This window comes from Corynebacterium mustelae (genome assembly GCF_001020985.1).
Classification (GTDB): Bacteria; Actinomycetota; Actinomycetes; order Mycobacteriales; family Mycobacteriaceae; genus Corynebacterium; species Corynebacterium mustelae.
Map to the genome: position 1 here is coordinate 1170991 of NZ_CP011542.1, position 23580 is coordinate 1194570.

Here is a 23580-nt window from a genome sequence, read left to right on the forward strand (position 1 = left end):
TCCTCCATTTGTTAAACGACTAGATTAGTCACGGTCAGTATTGGCCATCGCCAAAACGTCAAGGCGCTTATCAAGCTCTTCTTCGGTGAGTTTTTCACCATCAACGAAGCCCATATCGATAACCGTCTGGCGGATGGTCTTGCCTTCCTTCAGCGCGGTCTTAGCAACCTTTGCTGCGTTTTCATAGCCGATTGCGGAATTCAGCGGGGTAACAATCGATGGGGAGGACTCAGCCAAGGTCTTCATCCGTTCGACGTTAGGCTCGATGCCGTCGACAAGCTTTTCAGCAAAGACCCGAGCGGTGTTGGCCAGAAGTGTTGCGGACTCCAACACGTTACGAGCCATAACTGGAATGAAAACATTGAGTTCAAAGTGGCCCTGGGAACCAGCGAAAGCAACCGCGGCGTCGTTGCCGATAACCTGGGCTGCGACCTGGGTGGCGGTCTCGCACAGAACTGGGTTGACCTTACCCGGCATGATGGAAGAACCTGGCTGTAGATCAGGCAAGTGGATCTCCGCCAAACCAGTTAGCGGGCCGGAACCCATCCAGCGGATGTCGTTGGCGATCTTATTCAAGGAAACAGCTACGGTACGCATAGCACCGGAGAATTCCACCAAGCCGTCGCGGTTAGCCTGAGCCTCGAAGTGGTTGACACATTCCTTCAGCTCCTCAACACCGGTGAGCTTAACCAATTCAGCGGTGACCTTGGCGCCGAAATCAGCAGGGGTGTTAAGGCCAGTACCCACTGCAGTACCACCGATAGGCAGCTCGCCAAGACGAGGCAGGCATGCCTCAATGCGCTCAATGCCAGCGGCGATTTGGCGAGCATAGCCACCAAACTCTTGGCCAAGGGTTACCGGGACAGCATCCATCAAGTGGGTGCGGCCGGACTTTACTACTTCTTTCCACTCTTGCGCCTTCTTTTCCAAAGATGCATGCAGCACCTTCAAACCGGGGATGAGATCCTTAATGGCGGCCTCGGTGGCGGCAACGTGGGTGGCGGTTGGGAAAGTATCGTTTGAAGACTGTCCCATGTTTACATGGTCATTCGGGTGAACCTCAACACCATTTGCCTTGGCGATAGAGGCGATAACCTCGTTGGTGTTCATATTGGAGGAAGTGCCCGAGCCAGTCTGGAAAACATCAATGGGGAATTCGGCGTTATGCTTACCATCGGCAATCTCTTTAGCTGCGGCGATGATGGCATCAGCCTGCTCAGCGGGGAGCAAACCACGATCCTTGTTTACCTGTGCACAGGCAGCCTTGAGCAGACCCATTGCACGGATCTGAGCGGCTTCGAGACCACGGCCAGAAATCGGGAAGTTTTCAACAGCTCGTTGGGTTTGCGCACGCCATAGCGCGTTCACCGGAACTTTTACTTCGCCCATGGTGTCGTGTTCAATGCGGTACTCAGTCATAAACGTTGTCCAACCTTTAGGTGTGAAAGAGGTGTACAAAACAAGGTGCCAGAAAAGCACTACCCCTTAGTATGTACCAAAAACTCGCCGCAATGTGGCAAAGGGGGTAACAATCTTTCACACGTGCGCTGAATCACTTTTATGGCATAAGCCCGCTCTTTATCTTTTTAAAAGAGCGGGCTTAGTATTTTCTACTCGGATGACACACCGATTAACCCTTCGGGGAATAATCCACCACGGCGTATTCCTGTAATTTAGCCAGCTTGTGCACCGATTCAATGAACCGAACTGTGCCGGACTTTGACCGCATCACTAGCGACCGGGTGGTGGCGCCGTTCTTGCGATAGGAAACACCGCGCAACATATCACCATTGGTCACACCAGTGGCTACGAAATAACAGTTATCGGAACTTACAAGATCGTTGGTCGAAAGTACCCGCCCGAGATCATGGCCAGCTGCCCGCGCTTTTTCTGCCTCTGCCTCGTCTTTTGGTGCCAAAACACCCTGTATCTCACCGCCCATGCACTTCATGGCACAAGCGGTAATAATTCCCTCCGGGGTGCCACCAATACCCATCATGATGTCTACCGAGTTATTGTCCTGGGCTGTGGCTACAGCGCCAGCCACGTCACCGTCACGAATGAGCCGAACTTTGGCGCCAGCCGTGCGGATATCAGAAATCAACTCCGCGTGACGTGGCCGATCCAGCACCACCACGGTTACGTCGGAATGTGAAATGCCTTTCGCCTTAGCAACCGCCCGAATATTGTGTTCAACGGGGGCATTGATGTCGATACAGCCAACAGCCTCCGGACCGACGGCGATCTTATTCATATAAAACACAGCAGAGGGGTCAAACATAGTGCCGCGTTCGGCTGCCGCGAGAACGGAAATAGCGTTGGGGCGGCCTTCAGCCATGAGTGATGTTCCATCAATAGGGTCAACCGCGATGTCTACTTCCGCACCGTCACCGGTGCCTACGTGTTCACCATTGAACAGCATCGGGGCTTCGTCTTTTTCACCTTCACCAATAACGACGACACCGTTCATGTGAACCGAGTTGATGAGTTTGCGCATGGCGTCCACAGCTGCGCCGTCGCCTTCATTTTTCTGTCCTCGGCCTACCCACCGGCCGCTCGCTAATGCGGCAGCTTCGGTGACGCGGACAAGTTCAAGGGCGAGGTTGCGGTCGGGAACATCATAGTGCAAGTCAGACATGGGGCGTTAAGCCTCCTTATAGCAAACGCGGGCAGATTGTAAAAACACAGAAATTGGAAAAAGAAACCAAAATCCGTCTATCATTCTTCCACTTTAGGCACAGCCCGTGTGGGAAATAGTCACCCAAATTGGGGCAGCTGGGGTGTTTTATACCACTATTTGCTGTGTATTTTTATCCGAATGTAATTATTCCGTGTCCGGATTCGGTGTGATTCGCCACCAGGATCTCCAGGCGGTGTACCACTGCTATACAACCCCAAACCGTTTTTATACCATGACGCAAAAAACTCAGATGGGCACAACACAATGCCATGCGACTCCCCGTTGCAGCGCGATTCGTGCGATACTGGTCGCCGTGGCTGAAGAAAAACCAAGGATCTTTCAAAGCGGACGCGACATCGCATTATCGTTGGCGGCGGTGTTGGCGGTAATGATCGTCTCGGTGGCTTTTACCGGAATGTGCAGTTATGGTCGGGATACAGCGGAAAACGTTCAGATAAACAAAGTCGACGCGGCGGCGTTTTTCGATCTTGAAGCCCGCGCCATGAATTTCCCGCTGCGGTTGCCGGAGGTGCCAGCCGGGTGGGTAGCCAACTCCGCGCGTCGTGGCGCGGTTGATGGACAACCCGCACCGATCGTGGGGTGGGTGATTGGCAAAGACGGCTACGTACAATTAACTCAAACCGATGTTCCGGCAGATAAAGCTGTGACCGGGGCTGATAATAATTTCCGGGAACTAGTGGAAACTTACGACGTTGATGGGGTGGCGGTCTCCCGCTATGCATCCGAGGACGCCGATGTGCGCGACATAAGGGTGGCTGATTTAGGCGATGTGCGCCTGCTAGTAACCGGTGCTGCTACCAAAGAGCAATTCGACGATCTGATCAGTCGCACGATTGCTTCTGAACCAATCAAAAAACAACTTTAACGTTTCCACTGCCGCTACCCGTTGCACCATTGCTTACGCTCTATTGTGGCGTAACAAGTTTCACATGGGCCCAAAACGTTTTTACTTCATGAATTCGGGGGTTTAGCTGGGGCGGGAGTCAGGTTTGTAGAAGTGTGTGGGTGCTTGTCGACGCCGCCAGCGTGGCGTGTGGGGTGGGGTTGTTGTGCCGGTTTCTTGGAAGTCGGGGATTGTGGGCGGCAGTTGGTTCGTTCCTGGGGTTGATGCCGGGTTGTGGGTAAATCTCCGACTTGTATAAGTGCGTGGGTGCTTGTCGACGCTACCAGCGTGGCGTGTGGGTTGGGGTTGTTGTGCTGGTTTTTGGAAGTCGGGGATTTGGATTAATGCTTGGTTGTTTCTTGGGTTTTTGGGGTGTGGTGGGTGGATTCTCCGACTTGAAGAATTGGTGGGGGTTTACCTGTTTGGGGGTGGCGGTGTTTTTTATGGAACCGGTTGGGGTGGTGGGTGAGTCTAACTCTATAGAGCAGGTTGTCTATTTGGTTTTACACTGGTTGTCAGTGGCGTTGAAAGGCGGTTTTGAGGAAATGGTCGAGAAAATGTCAATGTGTGCCAGGACTCTGCCTGATCAGATAACGGCTCGTTCAGCACGCTGTACCGTGTCTGCGGTTGTGGTGTGTTGTGTCTTTCTGCTTTCTGGCTGCGGGTTATCTACGCCTTTGGCTCAGTACTTGGCTGTTAAAAACCAGCCGCAATCCCAACAACTACCAGCGTCATCGCAGGTGGCTGAACCGAAAACGCTTGGTGAGGTGTTGGAAGCTGGTACTGGAACGTTTGACCCGACCGATCCTAATTTAACGGTTTTTGATCCCTGCGGGGAAGTAACCAAAGAACAATATGAGCAATTCGGACTAACTATTTGGGATGTTTCCCACACGGCGCGCAAAGATTTTGCAGTCTGCGCGGTAAATCCGATAGACGTGTCCAAAAGTGATTTTGGTTTTACGATTTCAACTGATGTCGTTACTTATGAGCATATTGAGTCATTGGATCTAATTGTCGATCGACCGTTAGTAGCACTCCCGGAGCATTGGTATCAGCATAGGCTTTCCGACAAAGATGATGAGTTGGATTGCACTATAGCTGTGTCGACGAACCGAGGACGGATAAGTCTCACGGCATCAGGATCAAACTTGGTCCACGGGATAACACCCGAAATGTCCTGTCAGGAAGCAGTAGATATGTTGCAAAAAATCTTTGCTCTGAAAGGATAATCAATGTCTATGTTGATAAATTCAGCATCATTTGAAAGTGCATTTAACGGCATCAAAAATGCTCAACTTAATGCCAAAGAAACTTACGGTATTGCGCTTCGAGCCACGTTGAGTGGTGCGTTTTCATCATTGTCCGGGTTGCACGAATTAGGACTTAATCATGCGCAGGTGATTCAAGGTGGTGCGGGTAGTGCCCGGGATGTGTTGGCGAGTTTCCGGGATTTGGTGGAGTGGTTGGGGATGAACCTGCGGTTGAATCATGTGGCGTTTACTGGCCATGATCTTGCGTTATCGCGTGGGTTGGATACCGCTGATTCGGGTGGGACGTTTGAGCAGGATGTTGCGGAGTTCGCGTCGAAACCGGCGGCGTCGTTTGCGGATTTCCCATTCCTCCCACCTGCGCCGGTTCCGTCGGTGTCGTTGGAAACATTGGTGGCGCAGTTGGGTGCAACGCAGTCGGGTCAGGCTGCTCAAGCCGCGACAGATTGGCAGTCGATGGCGACGCAAGCAACAAGTATCGCGACACAGTTAGAAGGTATTGCGTCCCAGTTATCAGCGCAGAATCAGGGGGTTGCGGTGTTGCGGGCGACTGCTGGGATGAAGGCTACTGCGGCGAAAGCTATGTATTTCGCCGCGAACGCCACAGAGATGGCGAGGTCGGTGGGGGTGTTGTCGACGATTGCTCCGCATTTTCACACTCAAGCATCCCAAGCGTTGTCTGCGTTGCAGGCTATTGCGAATCCTGCGGAGAAAGAAGCCGCAGAGAAGTTGTATCTGGCGGCATTTCATGGGGTATATAGTGGTGCGTTATCTCAAGCGGTACCGGTAATTAGAAACCTCATGATTGATAACAGTGCTGGTGTTGGTGGTGGTAGTGCCACGATCGGGTCGGATTCTACTGGTGCACCATCTGCACCGACTACGAATACGCTGAGTCCGGCGGGTATGGGCACGCAGGCAGCATCAACTGCAACACTGCCTGTTGCTGGTGGTGGGGTGGGTGCACCGGCAGCACCGGTATCGGGTATGCCACCGGTCACCGGGCTTCCTACTGGAGCAGGACCGGGTGGTTCCGGTGTGTCGGCACATGCGCCGGTGTTTAGTGGACTCACCCCAGGTATGTCTGGTGGTATCAGTGGTGGGAGTGTTCCTGCGTCTGGTGGGTTCCGCCACGGGCACTCCGCTACCAGTGGTGGTCGTAGTACCACTGGTACCAGTATGGGTGCCGGTATGAACGGACTCGGTGGTTACGGTATGGCCGGTGGGGTTGGTTCGTCTGGCATGCGAGGCGGAACCGGTGGTGCTGGTGGCCGTGGATTCGGCACCGGTGGCAGTGGTGGCCATGGCTTCGGTGCTGGTAGTGGGGTTGGTGCAGCACCAAAAACCCCAAACGCAACCGGCAGCGGTGGCACCGGGGCAGGTGGTGTGAAGCCAACCACCGGAACGACCAACAGTGGCGGGCGTACTGGTACCCCGATGATAGGTGCACCGATCGGTGGGCAAAACACTAATAATGACAATCAGCGTAAACGTAAAAAGCCGATACGGGGTATTACTGCGAGTGTTGAACGAGACACCAACCTTAAAGCGTTGTTGGGCGACCAACCCAAAGTAATCCCAGGCGTCATCGGAAACTGGGTACGCGAATAATCAATTGGTTGAGTCGAGTGCATCATCAATGCGCTTCGACGCTCCTGCCAGGTACTCTTCACAGCGCTTGGCCAGCGCTTCGCCGCGTTCCCAGTATTTTAGTGATTCGTCTAACCCCATCTGGCCTAGTTCCAAGATACGGACAATCTCTGCTAATTCATCTCTGGCCTGTTCGTAGCTTAATTCTGAAATGGGGGAGAAGGCGTTTTCTCCGGTGCCTTGTCCAAAAACATCAGTGCTCATGATCGTGTTTTTCCTTCAAACGTTGGAGAGTATTCGGGTTAATCCGCAGGGTGGGTTTGCATGGCAGCAGCAGTGATGGAGCCATCGGCCACGCGGATTCGTAATTGGCTTCCAGGTGGTGATTGTTCGATGGTGGTCACTACCTCCGGGGGGCGGCCATCCCGAGGGATTACCTGAACCACCGCATAACCTCGTGCCAGGGTGGCGGCTGGACCAAGCGCTGCTACTTGGCTACGAAGCCCGGAAATATGGTGGGTTTCTGTTGCAATGAGGTGGCGAACCTCACGTCGAATAGCGGTGATAGTGCGCAGAATTTCCTCCCGCCGCACACTAAGCGTCGTATGGGGGTCTGCCAGCACTGGGCGGGATCTGATTGCCGCCAGTTGTTGTTGCTCGCGTTGGAGCCAGCTGCGTAATGCTACCTGGCAGCGTGAGCGAAGCTCTGCGATTACATTTCGTTCCGCCACCACATCCGGAACGACTCGTTTGGCAGCGTCGGTTGGGGTGGCGGCACGTAGATCTGCCACGTTATCCAGAATCGGATTATCGGGTTCGTGCCCAATAGCCGAAACCACCGGTGTGCGTGTCTGCGCCACAGCCCGCTGGAGAGCTTCCTCCGAAAACGGCAGTAGATCCTCCACGGAACCGCCACCACGGGCGATGATAATTACATCTACCGCTGGATCGGCATCTAATTTTTCAAGTGCGGCGATAACCTCGGGCACCGCCTTTGCACCTTGAACTGCGGTGTTAATTACTCGAAACTTGACTTCCGGCCATCTGGATTCGGCAACTGATAGCACGTCTCGTTCTGCTGCGGAACCTCGGCCGGTAATCAACCCGATTGTGTGCGGTAGAAACGGCAGAGGTTGCTTACGGTCGGCGTCGAAAAGTCCTTCCGAAGCAAGTTGCTGCCGCAACTGTTCAATCTTGGCCAACATAGCTCCGATTCCCACCGGCCGTATTTCTGTCACCCACAGCGAAAACGCGCCACGCCCCTCGTAGAAAGCTGGTTTGCCCAGCATGACCACCCGGTCGCCCTCGCGGATTGGCGTGGCTGGATTACTAAGTAATGTTTGGGGGCAAGTGACTTGAACGCTTGCTTCTACTTCGGTGTCCCGGAGGGTGAGATAGGCGAATTTCCAGCGGGGATTGACTTTAAATTGTGTGACTTGGCCCTCAACCCACACTTGGCCTAGCCGTTCAATCCAACCCTTAACTTTGGCGTTGAGTTCGCTCACGCACCACGCTTCGTCGGGGGAAGTCTGCATAGAAACCCATGTCCCATCTGATCTTTAAGTATTTGGCTTGTCTACAAAGTAGTTTAAGCTTGAACCCATGACTTCCCCTGTAGAGACCAACAAAAAGGTGCTCCTCGCTGCGCCCCGCGGCTACTGTGCTGGTGTAGACCGAGCTGTCGAAACCGTGGAACGGGCGTTAGAAAAGTATGGCACCCCAGTGTATGTGCGCAAAGAGATTGTTCACAACCGCCACGTGGTCGATAGCTTAGCGCGACGTGGTGCCATTTTTGTTGAAGAAACTGATGAAGTGCCAGAAGGTGCCCACCTGGTGTTCTCTGCTCACGGCGTTAGCCCAGCTGTGCATGCAGAAGCCAAACGGCTCAAGCTCAATACGTTAGATGCAACGTGTCCATTGGTAACCAAGGTGCATAATGAAGCCAAGCGGTTTGCTAGAGATGGCTACCATATTTTGCTGGTAGGACACGAAGGCCACGAAGAAGTTGAAGGCACCGCAGGAGAAGCGCCCGACGTCACTCATCTGGTTGATGGGGTCGAAGGGGTGGAAAGTCTTCCAGAATTTCTACAGCACGAAGAAAAACTAGTCTGGTTATCTCAAACCACGCTGTCAGTAGACGAAACGATGGAGATCGTGGACCTATTGCACGCGAAGTATCCGCAATTAGAAAACCCGCCGAGCGATGACATTTGTTATGCCACCCAAAACCGCCAGGTGGCGGTGAAGGCGATTAGCGAGAATGCCGATCTGGTGATCGTTGTTGGCTCGCAGAATTCCTCCAACTCTAAGCGGCTTGTCGAGGTGGCACTTCAGGCAGGAGCTAAAGCGAGTTACCTTGTTGATTTCGCGCACGAAATTGACGAAAAATGGCTAGAAGGAGTATCCACCATCGGCATAAGTTCCGGTGCTTCCGTACCTGAAATCTTGGTACAGGATGTATTGGAATTTTTAAGAAATCGCGGATTCTCAGATGTGGAAGAAGTGAGGACAGCGGCGGAAAAAATTACCTTCGCTTTACCACGCGATCTACGGCCACCACGAACCTAAAACTTGTGGAACCTAGCCCCCAAGAATTTCGTGATTGCTGCGGGATTCTTGGGGTTGTTTTGCTTCGGACCTTAAATATTGTCAATAGCGAAATTTAGGCTTTAACGGTACAAATCGTCATTCAGCGAGGATCGCCGCCGCCTGCGTCGTGGGGTGGAACTGTGATTAGCAGTCGATTGCTGGGTTCGGTTGTTCGATTGCCGGGGTTGCTGCCCTGGTTGCTTCACAATGCGAATATTTGTCTCAGACTGGCTGCGCAGCGAGTGCTGGCCTCGTGCGTTATCAACTACACCGATCCCCGGATTAGTCGCTGAGGTATCCGGGTGCACATTCTGCGCCTGCACACCCGGATTCTGCCGTGGTTGCGTTCCAGAGCGAAGCCGACGGCGACCTCCTTGGGTTTCGGCATTCGTCTGCGGGCGTTGTGCCCGCTGCTGGCTTTGCTGGGATCGTTGTTGACTACGTTGCCGAGACGGTTGCTCGGTTGCCGGGGTCTGCCGGTTGACCGGAGGGTGCGACGCAGCAACCCGGCGGGAAGGACGTCCCTCGCTTTGTGCGTTTCGACGTTGGGTAGCGGCTTCGCCACGACGCAGACGTTGTTGGCGGTGCTCTGCCCGCTGTTCGGCGCGTTGTTGTGCCGCGTTGTGAGGGCTAGGCGTGGCGGCAGCTGGGGAGGCTGCTTGTCGACGCCGTTGCGGTTGTCCTCCGCGTGCTTGTTGCGGCTGTCGCGGTTGCGTTGGTGGTTGCGTGCGGGTCGCTGGATCACGGCGCACCTGAGCCGCAGTACCTGGCTGGGAAGTTGTAGTAGGTCGTTCACCGGAAACCCGTGCGACGCGGCGAGGATGATGTGCGGTAACAGGTTTCTGCTGTGATGCGGCTGGCTTTTGGTCCGGAACCACAGGTTGTACGGTGGTAGCTGCCGGTGAAACTGGCCGCTCGGCTGTGCCGCGTTTTTTCTCTGATCGTTTTTGTGAATTACGTTTGAGCAATTCTTCCACGGTGACAGTTTCGGTTTCGGCTGTGGCGTGGTCGCGTACCCGGGTGCGTTGCGTTTGCTGTCTTGCTCGGGACGCTTGGGCAGCACTTCGTCTGTTTGACTCGGTTTCCTTGCGATACTCCTGGGTGGTTTTATCCGTCAATTGTTGCGAGATCCGACGCAGTAAGAAAAGTCGAATTACTGCCAAAAGCCCAGCGCCAACGGTAGCGCCGAAGATGACGGGGAATTGCTGAAGCAATGGGTAAACAGAAGTAATGATCTGTGTTGTCGACAGCGGTGTATCGGGATTAGGCAGTCCCTGGCGTACCAATAGCCAACCGGTAAGAACGATGGCTATGGCGAAAAAGATAGGAATGCTGGCAACTAAGAGAAAGAGTGACTTTGGCTGAGTAAGAATCGAGAGAAACAGAACTGTGACCACGAAACACACAACAAAAGCGAGCCCCAGGGTCCCGCTAGCAACGGTCAGCAAAGAGCCTACGGCCAGTCCACCAGTCAAAATGATGAGGGACAACCATAGAGGAATACCAAAGAATTGCGCGGCATTAGGCGCAGCGTGGTGCTTCTCCAAAACTCTCGACACGAACACCCATGTTACCGACTCGAAACAAAAAGGGGCATTCACACAGGTTAATGTCACAAAATATTTTCAGGAGACTCTTCGCTTCGCCTAAGCGACGGTAGATTTTTCAGCCCCGCCTCCGCACTCATCTTTCGGGCAGTAACCATAACCCGAGACTCCATTGAGGACATCGCAGCATTAAACGATTGGCTGGCTTTATCCAACGAATGACCGACTTTGTTAAGGTGCCCTACCAGAGTCGTGAGTCGGCTATGAAGTTCCTTCCCCAGCTGCAACACAGTTGCCGCGCGCTCATTGACCGAGTGCTGCTGCCATGTGATAGCGACGGTACGCAGTAGTGCGATGAGTGTTGTAGGGGTGGCAATGATGACATTTCGGCTAAAAGCGAACTCTAACAGTTCTGAATCGGCTGACAATGCCGCATCTAAAAATGGGTCAGCAGGCACGAACATCACGACGAACTCTGGAGTGGGCTGAAACGCCGAAATGTACTCCTTTCCCGATAATGCCGTGATGTGTGCGCGAACCAAATGAGCGTGCCTATTAAGAAATCCTTGTTGCTCCTCCGGGTCGCCGGAATTAATAGCGTCTAAATACGCACTAAATGGCACCTTGGCATCAACAATAAGATTGCGATCGCCGCTTAAATGAATCACCATGTCGGGGCGAACAACTGTGCCTTGGTGGTTACGATGCGCCTGTGTTTCAAAATCGCAATGCTTGACCATTCCAGATAGTTCCACAACTCGTTCTAATTGGATCTCACCCCAACGGCCCCGAACTTGTGGGTTTGTTAGTGCCGCCGCCAACTTAGAGGTGTTCTGGGTTAGTTGGGCATTGGTGTGCGCCATGGCTTGAGCCATGTGTTGGAACTGACTCGACATGGTGGCGAATGCCTCTGCCCGGCCCACCTCCAACTCGCGCACTTGGGAATGGAGCGAATCAAGTGCCCGATAAATCGGGTCAAAAGCAGGGTCCGACCCAGCCATGGAACTAGATGGTTTTCTATCGCGAAGTAACCAGCCGATAGCACCACCAGCTAATAAACAGATCAACGCAACGAGCGGCACGGTTGTATTCATGCCATACACAATTGCACATCAAGCCAACATCAGTTCCGGAAACGGCGAATCTTATCGAACATCTGTTTGGTTTTATTTTGCATTTGCGCAGACCGAACCGCCAAACGAGACATCTTTCCGTAGCCCGAAATCCGGTCAGGCTTTCCGTTCACATCTGGTGTCGCAGTTTGGTCATAACGGCTACCGCCGTTGCCAGAACCAGAGACATCATTAGCGAGATGTTCGTCAGAAGAGGCGTCGATAAGCGTATCGGAGGCGGCAATGCGTTTCGCGCGCAGCTTGCGACCAATTTCTTCACCCCATAGTCCGCTCATGGAACCTGCTGTGGTAACAAATTCAATTTCACTTGCTTGCTTTTCGCCTGCACGCAACGCCGTCATGTCATGTAGATACCGGAACAAGACGGCGACCATCGCGGCAAACGGCACAGCCAAAAACGCGCCAACAATAGAAAACAGCGAACCGCCTACAGTAACTGAGACCAAAATGACCACCGGGTGTAGGTTTAACGCCCGAGACTGCAATAGCGGCTGCAGAATATTTCCCTCTAATTGCTGAACCACAAGAACAATCGCTAATGCTGCAATTGCTTTGGTTACCCCCAGCGACACTAGTGCCACCAACACAGCCAGGGTACCTGCGACAAAAGCACCCACAATCGGGATGAAGCCACCGAGGAACGTCAAAACTGCCAGGGCCAGTGCCATCGGAACTCCAAGGGCGATTAGCCCAATGCCGATAAAAATAGCATCCACCGCAGAAACAATCGCCTGAGCGCGAATAAATCCACCTAGCGTGATCCACGCTCGGGCACACAATTCCGTTAAATGCCAACCTGCTCGCTTACCGACAATGCCGCGCAGCCAGGGGAGGAAACGGTCGCCATCTTTGAGGAAGAAGAATGTAAGAACCAAAACGATACCCAACGTAACAACCACCGACGTGGCGATTCCTAAACCGGAAAAGATTTCCGAGACTATAGAGCCCGTGCGGCGTTGTACCCACTGAACGGCAGAGTTAATTCTGTCATCTAGGTCGTCCGAATCGAGATTAAACGGTGGCCCCTGCAACCACAATTGCAAGCGTTGAACGCCCTCAAAGGCTTGGAAATACAGCGCCTGGGATTGCCTGCCTACTGAGGGAGCAATCATCCAAATAACGACACTAAACGCCCCAACCGCCCCCAGAATTGCAGTCAATGACGCCAAGGCTCGTGGCACCCCAAGTCGACGTAATCCGGCTACCGGCGGCCATAAAACGGTGCAAACGATAATTGCTAAGACGACTGGCAACGCGCCCCGCCACACCTGCTTAATCGCGTACCACAAAACAAAAGCAGCAGCGGTGATAATGAGCAACCGCAGACACCACGTGGCTAATCTGCGGATTCCATCGGCGATGATTTCGGCGCGGTCAATGTGATCCACGGAAGTTTCCGGCTGAAGCTCCTCGAAAACTTCAGCCGCTTCGGCGAACTCGGGCGAGGTGGGGCGGAAATCAGTCACAGAATCATTGTGGCAAATTTTCTGCCACTCGTGGCGGTTGCGCCTTGCCCGCCTGGCAAATTCTTAAGTAATTTTCACTGCCATCGGAGAAAAAATTAACGAGCAGCGGCCTTTCCCTCAGTGGGGGTGCGGCCAGACCGGCGTCGAAAAGCGAAACCGCACGAGGAAACCGTGCACAACAGTGCCACATTTCCCGTGCGGTGAAAAGTTTTAACTGTTACTTGCGGACTTCTGTCGTTATAACCACTTCCCGGATTTCCTGAGCGATCAAAACTTCATCGGTAGCAAATTCTGCGTCACCGAATTGGCCTGACATTTCATCTGGGTGACGCTGCAAGTGGATCAGTGTCGCGGCTAACCCGCCCCACACCACAACAATGAACAGAATCAGCATGGTTATTGCAATACCGGTCATTTCTTTAATTCCTTCCGGTCGTATTGCTCGATGGCGAAACCAGCCACGCGGCGTTCAGTGGGATCAAACTGGCGTGGTACCTGCGGCAACCGCTCCAATTCTGGTTCAATGCCAAAGTCCGAACCAGGAGGGCCATCGACAGGTAAACCGGTAGGCCACTTGATCATGCTCATAATCAACGAGCTAACCACAATGAAGGCCAACACTCCCCATCCGTAAATGGCAACCTGTGCCACGGTATAGTCGCCGTAGGGTTTCTTTACTAACGTGATGAGCTCTTGGATCAAGGTGAATCCCAACACCAAGGTGGTGATGTTCACAACACAGATCCGCCACACGACTCCCACCCGGAAGGACGAAACAACGTTGAGGTGTCCGGCGACCTCATCGATGCGGCGCAGAATCCAGTCAATTACGACGATGATAATAAGCGCGATTGCGACGATGCCGATGTTGTTGGTGAACTTGTCCATGATGTCCAAGTGAACCAGGCCACCCGTTGAAGCAAACAGGGCTAGCGAGAGCATCGCCATGATCAGGCCCACCGAAATAGCGGTGGTCTTACGCGGCAGGTTCAGCTTGTCCTTGACAGCCGAGACCACAACCTCGAAAAGGGAGAATAACGAGGTGAAACCTGCGATTGTCAGTGAACCGAAGAACAAGACGCCGAACAGCCCACCTAATGGCATTTGGTTAATGATGGTGGGGAAGGCGATAAACGCAAGGCCGATGCCAGATGTTGCCGCCTCATCAACGCCTACCCCTTGCTGCAGAGCCATGAAGCCCAAGGCCGCGAACACACCGATACCTGCCAGTACCTCAAAGGAGGAGTTGGCAAAGGCAGTAACCATTCCGGTTCCGGTCAAGTTAGTGCGGGGCTTGAGGTAAGAAGCGTAGGTCATCATGATGCCGAAGCTAACAGACAGAGAGAAGAAAATCTGACCATATGCCGCCACCCACACGGTTGGATTAGAAAGCGCCGACCAATTTGGTGTGAAGAATGCGTTCAAACCATCAACCGCGCCATCTAAGAACAGTGCACGCACCACAACGATGATGAAAAGCACCGTAAGTATCGGCATGAAAATCTTTGACACCCGGCCAATGCCTGAGTCGACGCCCATAGCCAAGACGATGATCGCAGCCACCCAGACTAGCGCTAGGGCTATGAAAATCTCCCAGATATACGTGGTGGAGAATGTCTGGCTTTTATCCAACTGGAGGAAAGCTTCAGAGAAATAGGTGTTGGGATCATCACCCCACGCCTGGTTAAAAGACTTAATGGTATAAAGGCCAGCCCACGCGATAATGGCGGCGTAGTAAATAGTAATGAAGAAACAAATCCCCACCTGGATCCAGCCCACCGGCTCGGCCCAGCGCTTGATGCGCCTAAAGATCAATGGGTCGGAGCCACGGTACCGGTGGCCAAGCGCGTAGTCCAAAAACAGCAATGGGATACCTGCGGTTAACAGCGCGATGAGGTAAGGAACCAAAAAAGCGCCGCCGCCGTTTTCATAGGCAACATACGGAAAGCGCCAAATGTTTCCCAGTCCCACTGCGGAACCAATGGCCGCGAGGATAAAGACCCATCGGCTGGAAAACACCTCTCTCCGCTGCGCCGGATCGACTTGTTGTGCCATGAGACAACCTTTCGTTGAAGAAAATGGCAGTGAACAATTGTGATTAATCGAAGGATGAACGGAACTTTTGGTGACCGCTTTTCGTTTAACTCAGTTCATTCACTTTGAGTATGAAGCATGATTTTAGCGAGAACACCCTAAAAATGGGAAACTATTTCTCATATTTTGAGACACTTGGTGGGCATATGCACCCCCATAACCCCCACCCACAGCAGGTTTGATCCAAATGATAGGATGATTCACCGTGAGCTTAACTCTTGGAATCGTCGGATTGCCCAACGTCGGCAAGTCCACTCTGTTTAACGCACTGACCCGCAACGATGTTCTTGCCGCAAACTACCCATTTGCCACCATCGAACCCAATATCGGGCTTGTCGAACTCCCCGACGCGCGGCTAACCCGGCTCGCCGAAATCTTCGGCTCGGAGCGTATCCTGCCCGCCACCGTCTCATTCGTCGATATCGCCGGAATTGTCAAAGGCGCATCCGAAGGCGAAGGAATGGGCAACGCCTTCTTAGCTAACATCCGGGAAGCCGACGCAATCTGCCAGGTTGTGCGCGCATTCGCCGACGAAAATGTCATCCATGTTGACGGTAAAGTCGACCCCAGCACCGACATTCAAATCATCAACACCGAGCTCATTCTCGCCGACCTCCAAACCATTGAAAAGGCATTGCCGCGATTAGAGAAAGAAGCAAAGAAAAACAAGGAACTTGCCGACACCGTCGCTGCCACCAAGCAGGCAAAGAAAATCCTTGAGGACGACCGCACCCTGTTTTCCGCCGCAAAATCCGGCGAGATCGACCTTGCGCTCCTGCGCGACCTGCACCTAATGACGGCCAAGCCGTTCCTGTACGTTTTCAACTCCGACGAGGAAGTTTTGCTTGACGACGCCCGCAAGCAACAACTCCGCGACCTCGTCGCCCCCGCCGACTGCGTGTTCCTCGACGCAAAGACTGAGACCGAACTCCTTGAACTTGATGAGGAGGAAGCCCTTGAACTTCTGGAATCCGTCGGCCAAACCGAGCCCGGCCTACACTCCCTGGCGAAAGCCGGTTTCGCCACCTTGGGCTTGCAAACCTACCTCACCGCTGGGCCGAAAGAATCCCGCGCCTGGACAATCCACAAAGGCGACACCGCCCCGAAAGCGGCGGGTGTTATCCACACCGACTTCGAACGCGGCTTCATCAAAGCAGAGATCGTTTCCTTCGAAGACCTTGACAAAGCAGGCTCCATGGCCGAAGCCAAAGCACAAGGAAAAGTGCGCATGGAAGGCAAAGACTACGTCATGGTCGATGGGGACGTGGTGGAGTTTAAGTTTAACGTTTAGCGTTATTGACGTTTCTCGTTAAGTCTGGCAGCCTTATCGTGTGATCATATCTTTTGGTGACCGGGACACCGAACGGGTATGGCGGCGTGAAGCTGTGACAAAGCTTGATCCACGGATTCATAAAACTGCTAACCGGAAACTTCATCAACTTGATGCAGCCACGACCCTTGACACACTGAGGGTGCCGCCAGGTAATCGCTTGGAGGCGCTCAAAGGCAACCGAAAGGGTCGCTACAGTATCCGGGTGAACAAACAGTGGCGGATTACATTTCGGTGGACTGATGGTGGTCCCGAAGACGTAACTGTCGAAGATTGTCATTGAGGTGCGATATGACTGAGAAGCTTTATCCTCCGATTCACCCTGGTGAAGTCTTGATGGAGGATTTCATTGAGGGATTCGGGATAACCCAGAACAAACTCGCTGTGTCAATTGGCGTGCCACCGCGCCGAATCAACGAGATCGTGCACGGGAAGCGGGGAATCACTGCGGACACCGCACTTCGGCTGGGGAAGTACTTTGGTATAGAGCCAAAGTTTTGGTTAAACCTGCAATCACGATACGAGCTCGAACTGGCAGAGGAAAAGGTCGGCGAGCAAATCTCGGCGATTCAACCCCTCGACGCCGCTTAACCGGCAAAAAGTCGATGCTGTTTAACAGCACGATGCAAGGCACCCACCGACAGGTTTTCGCTGGGTGTTTACTGCTTTTAGCGACCTTGATGGTTTCTGGAGTTCATCGTTCGACTATGTTACGGGCGCGGCAATCTTGACGTCACGCCTATTTCAATGCTCAATAAGCCAGCGATCGTGGCTGGCTGCGATGAGTGTGCCACTCCACGCGAACAATACTGATTCCGGCACCGCAATCGTCGAAAAGTGCAGGTAACTAGTACAAGTATGTCGGGTGCGCTTGCAATGGTCAGTGCAAGCGCACCCGGCGTTGGTTTGTGACCGATCGGTGGAGGATTGGGCTATTCCGCAACGAAGGATGCAAAACACCAAAACCTAGCACGCTGTCCCCAGTAGCCCATAGTTTCTCAGTGAGGCCAGGATCACCACGACGTGGATGTCGCTGGACCGCGGCACCATTCGACCTGTAGAAAGTAATTGAACCCGATGCTGATGATTCGTCTTGGGCTTGACCAAAGATTATTCAGCGCAGCAGGGTGGATTTACCAGCACCGCGTGATCCTGCAATGAGCAAATGTTCGCCGAATGCAAGCTTGAATAAACGCGGACGATGAGAACTAGCAAACTCTCTGGATAGGTCAGTCGTCACGGATAACGAATGCGGGAGAATTTTCGCGGGCCGCGTTAGGGGCACAGAAGGTTATGCACTCAATTCCTGAATGCCAGAAGTCCTCACAAAATGAACAACGCACTTCAAACCAAAAAAGAACTGCTAAAGAGCCGGATCCAGCCCCGTCCCCGCTAGAACAATGCACCCCCATGCGCTGAGACTCCTTTAATAATTGACTAAATTTGAATGACATCATCCACGGTAGCCAATATACTGCGGGGCATGAAAATATCCCGGACCCTTGGCACCCTCACCCTCCTGACAGCCATTGTTGTAGGCATTGCTGGCTGTAGCAACGATTCCGTCGGCAGCGATGCCAGCGACACCGCAGCATCCGACACGGTAGCCACGATTCCCGCATCGAGCCCTTCTCCGGAAAAACCCGAGAACAAAGACCCCGCCACCACCGATGGATCCTTCTGTGAGGTGATGCTCACCGACATCGATACCGCAGCCACGACGTACGCTGTCAACATTTCAGGCATGACCTCCGCTGACCAAGTGAAAAAGAAACTCGCCCTCGTTGAGCAGATCACCACCCCACCGGAGGGGCTGGAGGAAGAGTTTGCCATCTGGAAGACCTACTTGCAGACTGCGGTGACCTCGATCGACGACATCAGCGCGATGACCGCCGCTTACGACGACACAACCGAGGCCGCTGGCCAAGCTCTCTTCCGCGTTTATGTCGATGAGTGCATGAGTCGCCTCTAAGCAAACGTCCCGTCTCAACTCAAGGGGTAAGCAAAGTCTGCGTATCCTGCTTTCCTTACCGTAGATACACTGACAGTTCTTCCAAAAAAGACCCAGTATTACTGCCACCTTGAACTGCCCTGGGTTTTGTTCTTAGGTGTGTGCCTTGTGTTTCTATTATTTCTTGTTGGTGGTTGGTTCCGTTTCGACTTCGACTGGTGTGCGGTAGCCTAGGTTTTCTTCGAGTCTGGTTTCATTCCACCAAGTACCCCATTGGAACGTGGCGATTTCAACTTCTACAGCATCAACCCATCTGTGGGGATTGATGAGTTCATTTTTTAAGGAGCCGTTGACTTTTTCCGCGAGGGCATTGTCATAAGAATCCTTTTGCTGTGCCGGTTGATGCGGTGATCCCTGATTCTCTCAGCCGCTGATTGTAAACAATACTGACGTATTGTGTGCCATGGCCTGTATGGTGAATCAGCCCAGTAGTTTCCTTCGGTAAAGCAATAGCTTGGTTAAGAGCCTGCAGCGGCAATGCCTCACGTACGCAGTGAATCTGATAAAGCCCAGCCGATGATCGTGCGGGAGAATACATCGGTGATACAAGCGGTGTACACAAACCCTTTCCTGGTTAGTACATAGGTAATGTCAGCAACCCATAACCGGTTAGGGCAACTGGCTGTGAAGTTACGGTTAACCACGTCTGGTCGGGTGTCTGCTTGTGTGCCTTGATGGGTGGTGATCGGGGTTTTACCTTTGCTTTTACCGCACACCCGCCAAACGCATCACACGTGCTGTTTGTTCACGGCCAATAGTCACCCCAGCACGACGCAAAGCATGCCGCATTTTGCGGACACCGTACACTTCAGTAATTTTCCTTGTGGATACGTCGGATCAGCTCTATCAATGTTTCTGTCACGAATGTACGCGAGCACTTGGACCTTAAAGCCTTTGACTGGCGGTAACCACGAGATGTGATAAACCCACCGACACGGTGACTATTCAGTGTCTGGCAGATGAACTCGACTTCAGAAACGATCACGGTAGTGGTCGATAAACCTGATCATTTCCTTTCGTTTCGGGTCGAGTCTAGATGCGAAAAAAGCCGATGCAGCCTTTGAACTGCTCATTAATATCCCGTAGTTCCTGATTGTCACGACGCAACCGCGCATTTTCGGCGATCACATCAGCTTCATCACGGTGAATGATTTCCGCGCCATCCACGCCTAGCCTTTCTACACCCACTGGGCGTGCCGTATGCCACGACACACCAAGCTTCGGCGCCACACATTCACGCCCTACCCGCAACGAGCAGATCTTCAGCCAGAATCCGATTCTCAACAAGACGGACCACACGATCCTTAAGCATCCTGATCAAATTTCTCACGTCTACTCCAGATTTTAGATTTTCCCATCTACTCAAACGGAACAAAACCTGGGGCACTTCACCTTTGATCTGATCGACACCGCTGTTCTGGCGGCTGCTGTCTGATCATATGGTTCAAAGATCCTCTATAGCGCGCAGCTAAGCCCCTGTGGCTTTTGATCATCTTGCTCTTTCCGATTATTGGGCCGATCATATACCTACTTAAAGGCGGTTCTAAAGTTAGGGTTTAACAGGCTCTTCCTCTCTCGGTTGTTGAGGTACGTAACAACCCCACAGCCTAACTGGGGTAAACGATCCTATCTGTATCACTGCATACAAATAGATCCTGTACTCGGTGCGTGAAAACCCGAAACCAGCGCACACATAACGCGTCCGACGCTTCGAGCCTTTGACAAAAGGCATACTGGTGTCATGTCTAAAACTTCGGAAAGCCCCGAGTGGCATCGTGAGCTTATTGCCCGCGAGCCTGTCTTAGATCACCCCGAATTCATCTGGGATGATCGCTCCTTCGACTCCGAGATCGCTTCCGATTTCGCCGAAATTGGGGCATCCGGAACCTGGTACCCTCGAGAGGTCATCCGCGAAGTCGTCCTGGGGCGACTCGCCGGGACACATGCCACCTCGTTGCCTGGCGGCTACCGCATCGAAGACGCACAAGTCATCGAAATCACTCCCGATGTAGCCCAGGTTCGCTACAGCTTGCACGCGCAAGGCCGAGTCACCAGGCGAACTACGCTCTACCGGCGTGGACCCGACGGTTGGCAGGCCGTTTTCCACCAAGGAACCGTAGTCCCCAACGCTATTCCGCTACCACCCAATCATCCAGAGCCTCGCCAAGCGTAATCACCTCGAGCGGCCTCCTCAAACATGAACATGAAATGGTGAGCAATCACAGGGCAGCAACCGGGTAGCTTTCGACAGAGTCGAAGAGATTGATCTTGATGCGCCGCTTAGGCAGCGGGGTTAGAGCTGCTTCTTGTAATTGTGCGCTTTGTTGTTAATTCTGCCTGGTGTACGGGGCTGTTATGTCGCCAAGGCGCACGTTTAGCAAGCCCTGGTCTCCTTCGCACCTGCCGCCAGTCACCCCCATCCTAAACCGGTCTTTAAATCCTGTTACACTCTAAAGCTGTGACACGGGGTGCCACGCCGCCAAAAGTACGTGCGTGTGCTGAGAATATACCCGTTGTACCTGCCTCAGATAATGCTGACGAAGGGATGTCTTTATCATGTTGTTGATTCCTGCCCGCCAAATTTCTGGCGAAATCCGCGAAAACTCACCGCTTGTTGGGTGTATCACCAACACTGTTGTGACGAACTACACCGCTAACCTCCTGCTCGCTGTTGGTGCAGCCCCGGCAATGGTCGATATTGTTGGCGAAGCAGGTTTGTTTACAGGCGTTTCCGATGCCACCCTCATTAATCTCGGAACCCCCACTCCTGAGCAGCGTGAAGCCGCCCTTGAGGCTGCATCTTTTGCCCATGCTGCTGGACGCATCTGGGTACTTGACCCAGTAGCTGTGGGCAGTTTGCCCGTGCGTACGGACTTGGCCAAGGACCTGCTCACCCACCTTCCCGTCGTCATCCGTGGTAATGCCTCGGAAATCATCGCCCTGGCAGGCAAAGGGGTAGGCGGGCGCGGAGTCGACTCCTCGGATTCTGTTGGCGAGGCTATTGTTGCCGCTCAGGCACTCTCGCAGACCTACGGTTCGATTGTTGCTATTTCCGGCGAGGTTGATGCCATCGTGCAGGGCAACACTGTTGTGCGCATCGCAGGTGGATCGGCACTGCTCACCAAGGTCACAGGTGCCGGTTGTGCGCTGGGCGCTCTCATCGGCGCAGCGGCTTCCACCAATAAGGACATTCTTTCCGGCGTTGTCGCTGCTCACGTCATGTACGCTGCCGCCTCTGAAAAAGCTGCTGCCCGTTGCACTGGCCCGGGTACCTTTGGCGTGTACTTCCTTGATGAACTCGCCGCGCTCACTGACGCAGACCTTGACCGCATCTCAGTTAGCGTAGAAAAGATCGGCGCTGGCGATACCGCTGGAGGCATGGGGCAATGAGCGGAGCAGACCGCGGGGCTTCTTTTCTGCATCTCTACCTTGTGACTGACCATGATCTGTGCTTGAAGGCAGGTCGCAGCGTCTTGGACACCGTGTCCTTAGCAGTTGAGGGCGGTGTCACCTGCGTGCAACTGCGGGAAAAGAAAGGCCAGACGAAGGATTTTCTTGAACTGACGGTGCAGGTTTGCCAGGCTGTTGGTCACAAGGTGCCGGTCATCATTAATGACCGCGTGGATGTATTTCTCGCTGCCCGCGCGCTGGGCGTCCATGTCGCAGGGGTGCACGTTGGTCACAGTGATCTTCCTGCTCGCCTTGTGCGCGAATTGATCGGCCCTCATGCGCTCCTGGGGCTGTCGGCCGCAACACCGGCAGAGGTTCGTGAAGCCGAGGAATCTGGTGTGGTGGACTACATCGGCGTCGGCACGGTGCATTCCACGACCACCAAGGATGACGCGCCCAGACCCCTGGGCGTGGAAGGAGTCAGCACACTTGCCGCATCCACCCACCTGCCAACCGTCGCTATTGGCGGCATTGGTGTGGCTGATATGGAACCTTTGGGTAAATCACACATCGATGGGGTGGCTGTTGTTTCCGCGATCTGTAGTGCCCTTGATGCCAGGGCCGCATCCCAGGAGCTTTATCAACAGTGGCAGCGTGGCCGAGATAAAAAGAAGGAGAAATGATGAATACCCCCCGCGTTCTTTCTGTTGCAGGTTCTGATCCCTCCGGCGGAGCGGGTATACAGGCCGATCTTAAGGCTATGAGCGCCTGTGGTGCCTACGCCATGACCGTCATTACCGCACTGACCGCCCAATCCACGAAGGGCGTTGCGGGCGTACACCCCGTGCCAGTTGACTTCGTGCGTGCTCAGCTCGACACCCTCCTTGATGACATCACGCCCAATGCGACAAAGATCGGTATGCTGGCCAGCCGTGAGTTGGCCGAGGTGGTGGGGGAGTATCTACAGCGCCTAGATAACGTGGTCCTTGATCCTGTCATGGTTGCCACCTCTGGTGACTCACTGCTTGCGCCCGATGCCATTGACACCGTGCGTGAGTTGTGTACGAAGGTGGACCTCATTACACCCAACATGGCGGAGGCTGCCGTGCTCCTCGACTGTGCGGTTGCCGCCACCCCCGATGATCTATGTGCGCAGGCTCAAGCTCTGATGGACATGGGGGTGCGCCGCGTTATCGTCAAGGGTGGGCACCTCGACAATGTTGCCACCGATGTCTACGCCGACGAGGACGGCATCAGCCTCATTACCGCCGAGCGTATCAACACCTGCAATACCCACGGCACGGGATGCAGCCTTTCCGGTGCTATTGCCGCCCTGCGTCCGGCCACGTCCACATGGTACGAGGCCGTCGCCCGCGCAAAGCATTACCTGACCGGCGCGATTGGCGCCGCAGATAGCCTCGCTCTTGGTCACGGAAACGGGCCGGTCCAGCACTTCTATGAGCTGTGGTCCTGCGCACGTGACACTGTGGGCACAACTCTTTCCTTCCCAACAATCCCGGCGCGCACCATCCGCTGACCTTCCATCCGTCCCCTCTTGATTTCCATGAAAGGACC

The 23580-nt window shown here is 53.7% G+C and carries 25 protein-coding genes, 2 pseudogenes and 1 riboswitch; of the genes and pseudogenes, 13 read left to right on the plus strand and 14 right to left on the minus strand.

Features of this window, described 5'->3' with window-relative positions; all coding sequences use genetic code 11:
* Positions 1–24 precede the first annotated feature (24 nt).
* Complete coding sequence (locus CMUST_RS05500) at positions 25–1419, minus strand: class II fumarate hydratase (protein WP_047261668.1); 1395 nt, start codon at positions 1417–1419, stop codon at positions 25–27.
* Positions 1420–1630: 211 nt separating this feature from the next.
* Positions 1631–2638: a class II fructose-bisphosphatase gene (gene glpX / locus CMUST_RS05505; protein WP_047261669.1), complete on the minus strand. Its 1008-nt coding sequence runs from the start codon at positions 2636–2638 to the stop codon at positions 1631–1633.
* A 274-nt stretch (positions 2639–2912) separates the two neighbouring features.
* Between glpX and CMUST_RS05510 the strand changes: the two genes are divergently transcribed.
* The 3 genes from CMUST_RS05510 (at position 2913) to CMUST_RS05520 (ending at position 6466) form a co-directional block, all read left to right on the plus strand.
* Positions 2913–3566, plus strand: a complete 654-nt coding sequence (locus CMUST_RS05510; RefSeq protein ID WP_236690166.1) for a DUF4245 domain-containing protein — start codon at positions 2913–2915, stop codon at positions 3564–3566.
* 362 nt (positions 3567–3928) lie between these two features.
* On the plus strand, positions 3929–4816 hold the full coding sequence (locus CMUST_RS05515; RefSeq protein ID WP_144414131.1) for a DUF3558 family protein: 888 nt from the start codon (positions 3929–3931) through the stop codon (positions 4814–4816).
* 3 nt (positions 4817–4819) lie between these two features.
* Complete coding sequence (locus CMUST_RS05520) at positions 4820–6466, plus strand: hypothetical protein (protein ID WP_047261671.1); 1647 nt, start codon at positions 4820–4822, stop codon at positions 6464–6466.
* Here the strand turns inward: CMUST_RS05520 and CMUST_RS05525 are convergent, their stop codons facing one another.
* On the minus strand, positions 6467–6709 hold the full coding sequence (locus tag CMUST_RS05525) for an exodeoxyribonuclease VII small subunit (RefSeq protein WP_047261672.1): 243 nt from the start codon (positions 6707–6709) through the stop codon (positions 6467–6469).
* A 38-nt stretch (positions 6710–6747) separates the two neighbouring features.
* Entirely contained in the window at positions 6748–7980 is a 1233-nt protein-coding gene (gene xseA / locus CMUST_RS05530; protein ID WP_047261673.1) for an exodeoxyribonuclease VII large subunit, read from the minus strand.
* Positions 7981–8047: 67 nt separating this feature from the next.
* On the opposite strand from xseA, the gene CMUST_RS05535 reads away from it, so the two are divergent.
* The gene (locus tag CMUST_RS05535) at positions 8048–9013 is read left to right on the plus strand and encodes a 4-hydroxy-3-methylbut-2-enyl diphosphate reductase (RefSeq protein ID WP_047261674.1); all 966 of its coding nucleotides are present in this window, start codon (positions 8048–8050) and stop codon (positions 9011–9013) included.
* A 101-nt stretch (positions 9014–9114) separates the two neighbouring features.
* On the opposite strand, the gene CMUST_RS15875 is transcribed toward CMUST_RS05535, so the two are convergent.
* From CMUST_RS15875 to CMUST_RS05560, 5 genes are all read right to left on the minus strand, one after another.
* Complete coding sequence (locus tag CMUST_RS15875) at positions 9115–10593, minus strand: DUF6542 domain-containing protein (protein ID WP_052844549.1); 1479 nt, start codon at positions 10591–10593, stop codon at positions 9115–9117.
* Positions 10594–10646: 53 nt separating this feature from the next.
* The gene (locus tag CMUST_RS05545; protein WP_047261675.1) at positions 10647–11675 is read right to left on the minus strand and encodes a DNA recombination protein RmuC; all 1029 of its coding nucleotides are present in this window, start codon (positions 11673–11675) and stop codon (positions 10647–10649) included.
* 29 nt (positions 11676–11704) lie between these two features.
* Complete coding sequence (locus CMUST_RS05550; protein WP_144414132.1) at positions 11705–13198, minus strand: AI-2E family transporter; 1494 nt, start codon at positions 13196–13198, stop codon at positions 11705–11707.
* Positions 13199–13397: 199 nt separating this feature from the next.
* A complete protein-coding gene (gene metS / locus CMUST_RS05555; protein ID WP_047261676.1) occupies positions 13398–13595 on the minus strand; it encodes a methionine/alanine import NSS transporter subunit MetS in 198 nt (65 codons plus the stop codon).
* Positions 13592–15235 carry a sodium-dependent transporter gene (locus CMUST_RS05560; protein WP_047261677.1) on the minus strand — a complete coding sequence of 548 codons (1644 nt, stop codon included), beginning with the start codon at positions 15233–15235 and terminating at the stop codon, positions 13592–13594. Before CMUST_RS05560 ends, metS begins: the two co-directional genes overlap by 4 nt.
* A 244-nt stretch (positions 15236–15479) precedes the next feature.
* Between CMUST_RS05560 and ychF the strand changes: the two genes are divergently transcribed.
* The 4 genes from ychF (at position 15480) to CMUST_RS05580 (ending at position 18576) form a co-directional block, all read left to right on the plus strand.
* Complete coding sequence (ychF, locus tag CMUST_RS05565) at positions 15480–16565, plus strand: redox-regulated ATPase YchF (protein ID WP_047261678.1); 1086 nt, start codon at positions 15480–15482, stop codon at positions 16563–16565.
* Positions 16566–16605: 40 nt separating this feature from the next.
* On the plus strand, positions 16606–16887 hold the full coding sequence (locus tag CMUST_RS05570; RefSeq protein ID WP_047261679.1) for a type II toxin-antitoxin system RelE/ParE family toxin: 282 nt from the start codon (positions 16606–16608) through the stop codon (positions 16885–16887).
* 8 nt (positions 16888–16895) lie between these two features.
* Positions 16896–17195, plus strand: a complete 300-nt coding sequence (locus CMUST_RS05575; protein ID WP_047261680.1) for a HigA family addiction module antitoxin — start codon at positions 16896–16898, stop codon at positions 17193–17195.
* An 892-nt stretch (positions 17196–18087) separates the two neighbouring features.
* Entirely contained in the window at positions 18088–18576 is a 489-nt protein-coding gene (locus tag CMUST_RS05580; RefSeq protein WP_047261681.1) for a hypothetical protein, read from the plus strand.
* Positions 18577–18732: 156 nt separating this feature from the next.
* Here the strand turns inward: CMUST_RS05580 and CMUST_RS17190 are convergent.
* The 5 genes and pseudogenes from CMUST_RS17190 to CMUST_RS16885 form a co-directional block, all read right to left on the minus strand.
* Positions 18733–18894: pseudogene (locus CMUST_RS17190) on the minus strand (hypothetical protein); the annotation flags it as partial.
* A gap of 34 nt (positions 18895–18928) precedes the next feature.
* A complete protein-coding gene (locus CMUST_RS17195; RefSeq protein ID WP_083987427.1) occupies positions 18929–19153 on the minus strand; it encodes a hypothetical protein in 225 nt (74 codons plus the stop codon).
* Entirely contained in the window at positions 19098–19331 is a 234-nt protein-coding gene (locus tag CMUST_RS17200) for a DDE-type integrase/transposase/recombinase (protein ID WP_144414133.1), read from the minus strand. Before CMUST_RS17200 ends, CMUST_RS17195 begins: the two co-directional genes overlap by 56 nt.
* Positions 19321–19422 carry an IS3 family transposase gene (locus tag CMUST_RS17205; protein ID WP_144414134.1) on the minus strand — a complete coding sequence of 34 codons (102 nt, stop codon included), beginning with the start codon at positions 19420–19422 and terminating at the stop codon, positions 19321–19323. Before CMUST_RS17205 ends, CMUST_RS17200 begins: the two co-directional genes overlap by 11 nt.
* Positions 19423–19647: 225 nt before the next feature.
* The gene (locus CMUST_RS16885) at positions 19648–19902 is read right to left on the minus strand and encodes a hypothetical protein (protein WP_162488701.1); all 255 of its coding nucleotides are present in this window, start codon (positions 19900–19902) and stop codon (positions 19648–19650) included.
* A 186-nt stretch (positions 19903–20088) separates the two neighbouring features.
* Here CMUST_RS16885 and CMUST_RS17210 point away from each other — a divergent pair.
* The 5 genes and pseudogenes from CMUST_RS17210 to thiD form a co-directional block, all read left to right on the plus strand.
* Positions 20089–20175: pseudogene (locus CMUST_RS17210) on the plus strand (PLDc N-terminal domain-containing protein); the annotation flags it as partial.
* A 181-nt stretch (positions 20176–20356) separates the two neighbouring features.
* Positions 20357–20788: a hypothetical protein gene (locus tag CMUST_RS05595; protein WP_047261682.1), complete on the plus strand. Its 432-nt coding sequence runs from the start codon at positions 20357–20359 to the stop codon at positions 20786–20788.
* Positions 20789–21069: 281 nt separating this feature from the next.
* A riboswitch (TPP riboswitch) is annotated at positions 21070–21178 on the plus strand.
* Positions 21172–22005, plus strand: a complete 834-nt coding sequence (gene thiM / locus CMUST_RS05600) for a hydroxyethylthiazole kinase (RefSeq protein WP_047261683.1) — start codon at positions 21172–21174, stop codon at positions 22003–22005. (Overlaps the previous riboswitch by 7 nt.)
* On the plus strand, positions 22002–22688 hold the full coding sequence (gene thiE, locus CMUST_RS05605; RefSeq protein ID WP_047261684.1) for a thiamine phosphate synthase: 687 nt from the start codon (positions 22002–22004) through the stop codon (positions 22686–22688). The genes thiM and thiE overlap by 4 nt, the downstream gene beginning before the upstream one ends.
* Entirely contained in the window at positions 22685–23542 is an 858-nt protein-coding gene (thiD, locus tag CMUST_RS05610) for a bifunctional hydroxymethylpyrimidine kinase/phosphomethylpyrimidine kinase (protein WP_047261685.1), read from the plus strand. Before thiE ends, thiD begins: the two co-directional genes overlap by 4 nt.
* Positions 23543–23580: the final 38 nt, after the last annotated feature.

Coding starts and splice junctions, on each gene's coding strand:
- CMUST_RS05500 (WP_047261668.1), bottom strand. CDS start 1,419: ATGACTGAGTACCGCATTGAACACGACACCATGGGCGAAGTAAAAGTT.
- glpX (WP_047261669.1), bottom strand. CDS start 2,638: ATGTCTGACTTGCACTATGATGTTCCCGACCGCAACCTCGCCCTTGAA.
- CMUST_RS05510 (WP_236690166.1), top strand. CDS start 2,913: ATGACGCAAAAAACTCAGATGGGCACAACACAATGCCATGCGACTCCC.
- CMUST_RS05515 (WP_144414131.1), top strand. CDS start 3,929: ATGCTTGGTTGTTTCTTGGGTTTTTGGGGTGTGGTGGGTGGATTCTCC.
- CMUST_RS05520 (WP_047261671.1), top strand. CDS start 4,820: ATGTCTATGTTGATAAATTCAGCATCATTTGAAAGTGCATTTAACGGC.
- CMUST_RS05525 (WP_047261672.1), bottom strand. CDS start 6,709: ATGAGCACTGATGTTTTTGGACAAGGCACCGGAGAAAACGCCTTCTCC.
- xseA (WP_047261673.1), bottom strand. CDS start 7,980: ATGCAGACTTCCCCCGACGAAGCGTGGTGCGTGAGCGAACTCAACGCC.
- CMUST_RS05535 (WP_047261674.1), top strand. CDS start 8,048: ATGACTTCCCCTGTAGAGACCAACAAAAAGGTGCTCCTCGCTGCGCCC.
- CMUST_RS05545 (WP_047261675.1), bottom strand. CDS start 11,675: ATGAATACAACCGTGCCGCTCGTTGCGTTGATCTGTTTATTAGCTGGT.
- metS (WP_047261676.1), bottom strand. CDS start 13,595: ATGACCGGTATTGCAATAACCATGCTGATTCTGTTCATTGTTGTGGTG.
- CMUST_RS05560 (WP_047261677.1), bottom strand. CDS start 15,235: ATGGCACAACAAGTCGATCCGGCGCAGCGGAGAGAGGTGTTTTCCAGC.
- CMUST_RS05575 (WP_047261680.1), top strand. CDS start 16,896: ATGACTGAGAAGCTTTATCCTCCGATTCACCCTGGTGAAGTCTTGATG.
- CMUST_RS05580 (WP_047261681.1), top strand. CDS start 18,088: ATGAAAATATCCCGGACCCTTGGCACCCTCACCCTCCTGACAGCCATT.
- CMUST_RS17195 (WP_083987427.1), bottom strand. CDS start 19,153: ATGTATTCTCCCGCACGATCATCGGCTGGGCTTTATCAGATTCACTGC.
- CMUST_RS05595 (WP_047261682.1), top strand. CDS start 20,357: ATGTCTAAAACTTCGGAAAGCCCCGAGTGGCATCGTGAGCTTATTGCC.
- thiM (WP_047261683.1), top strand. CDS start 21,172: ATGTTGTTGATTCCTGCCCGCCAAATTTCTGGCGAAATCCGCGAAAAC.
- thiE (WP_047261684.1), top strand. CDS start 22,002: ATGAGCGGAGCAGACCGCGGGGCTTCTTTTCTGCATCTCTACCTTGTG.
- thiD (WP_047261685.1), top strand. CDS start 22,685: ATGATGAATACCCCCCGCGTTCTTTCTGTTGCAGGTTCTGATCCCTCC.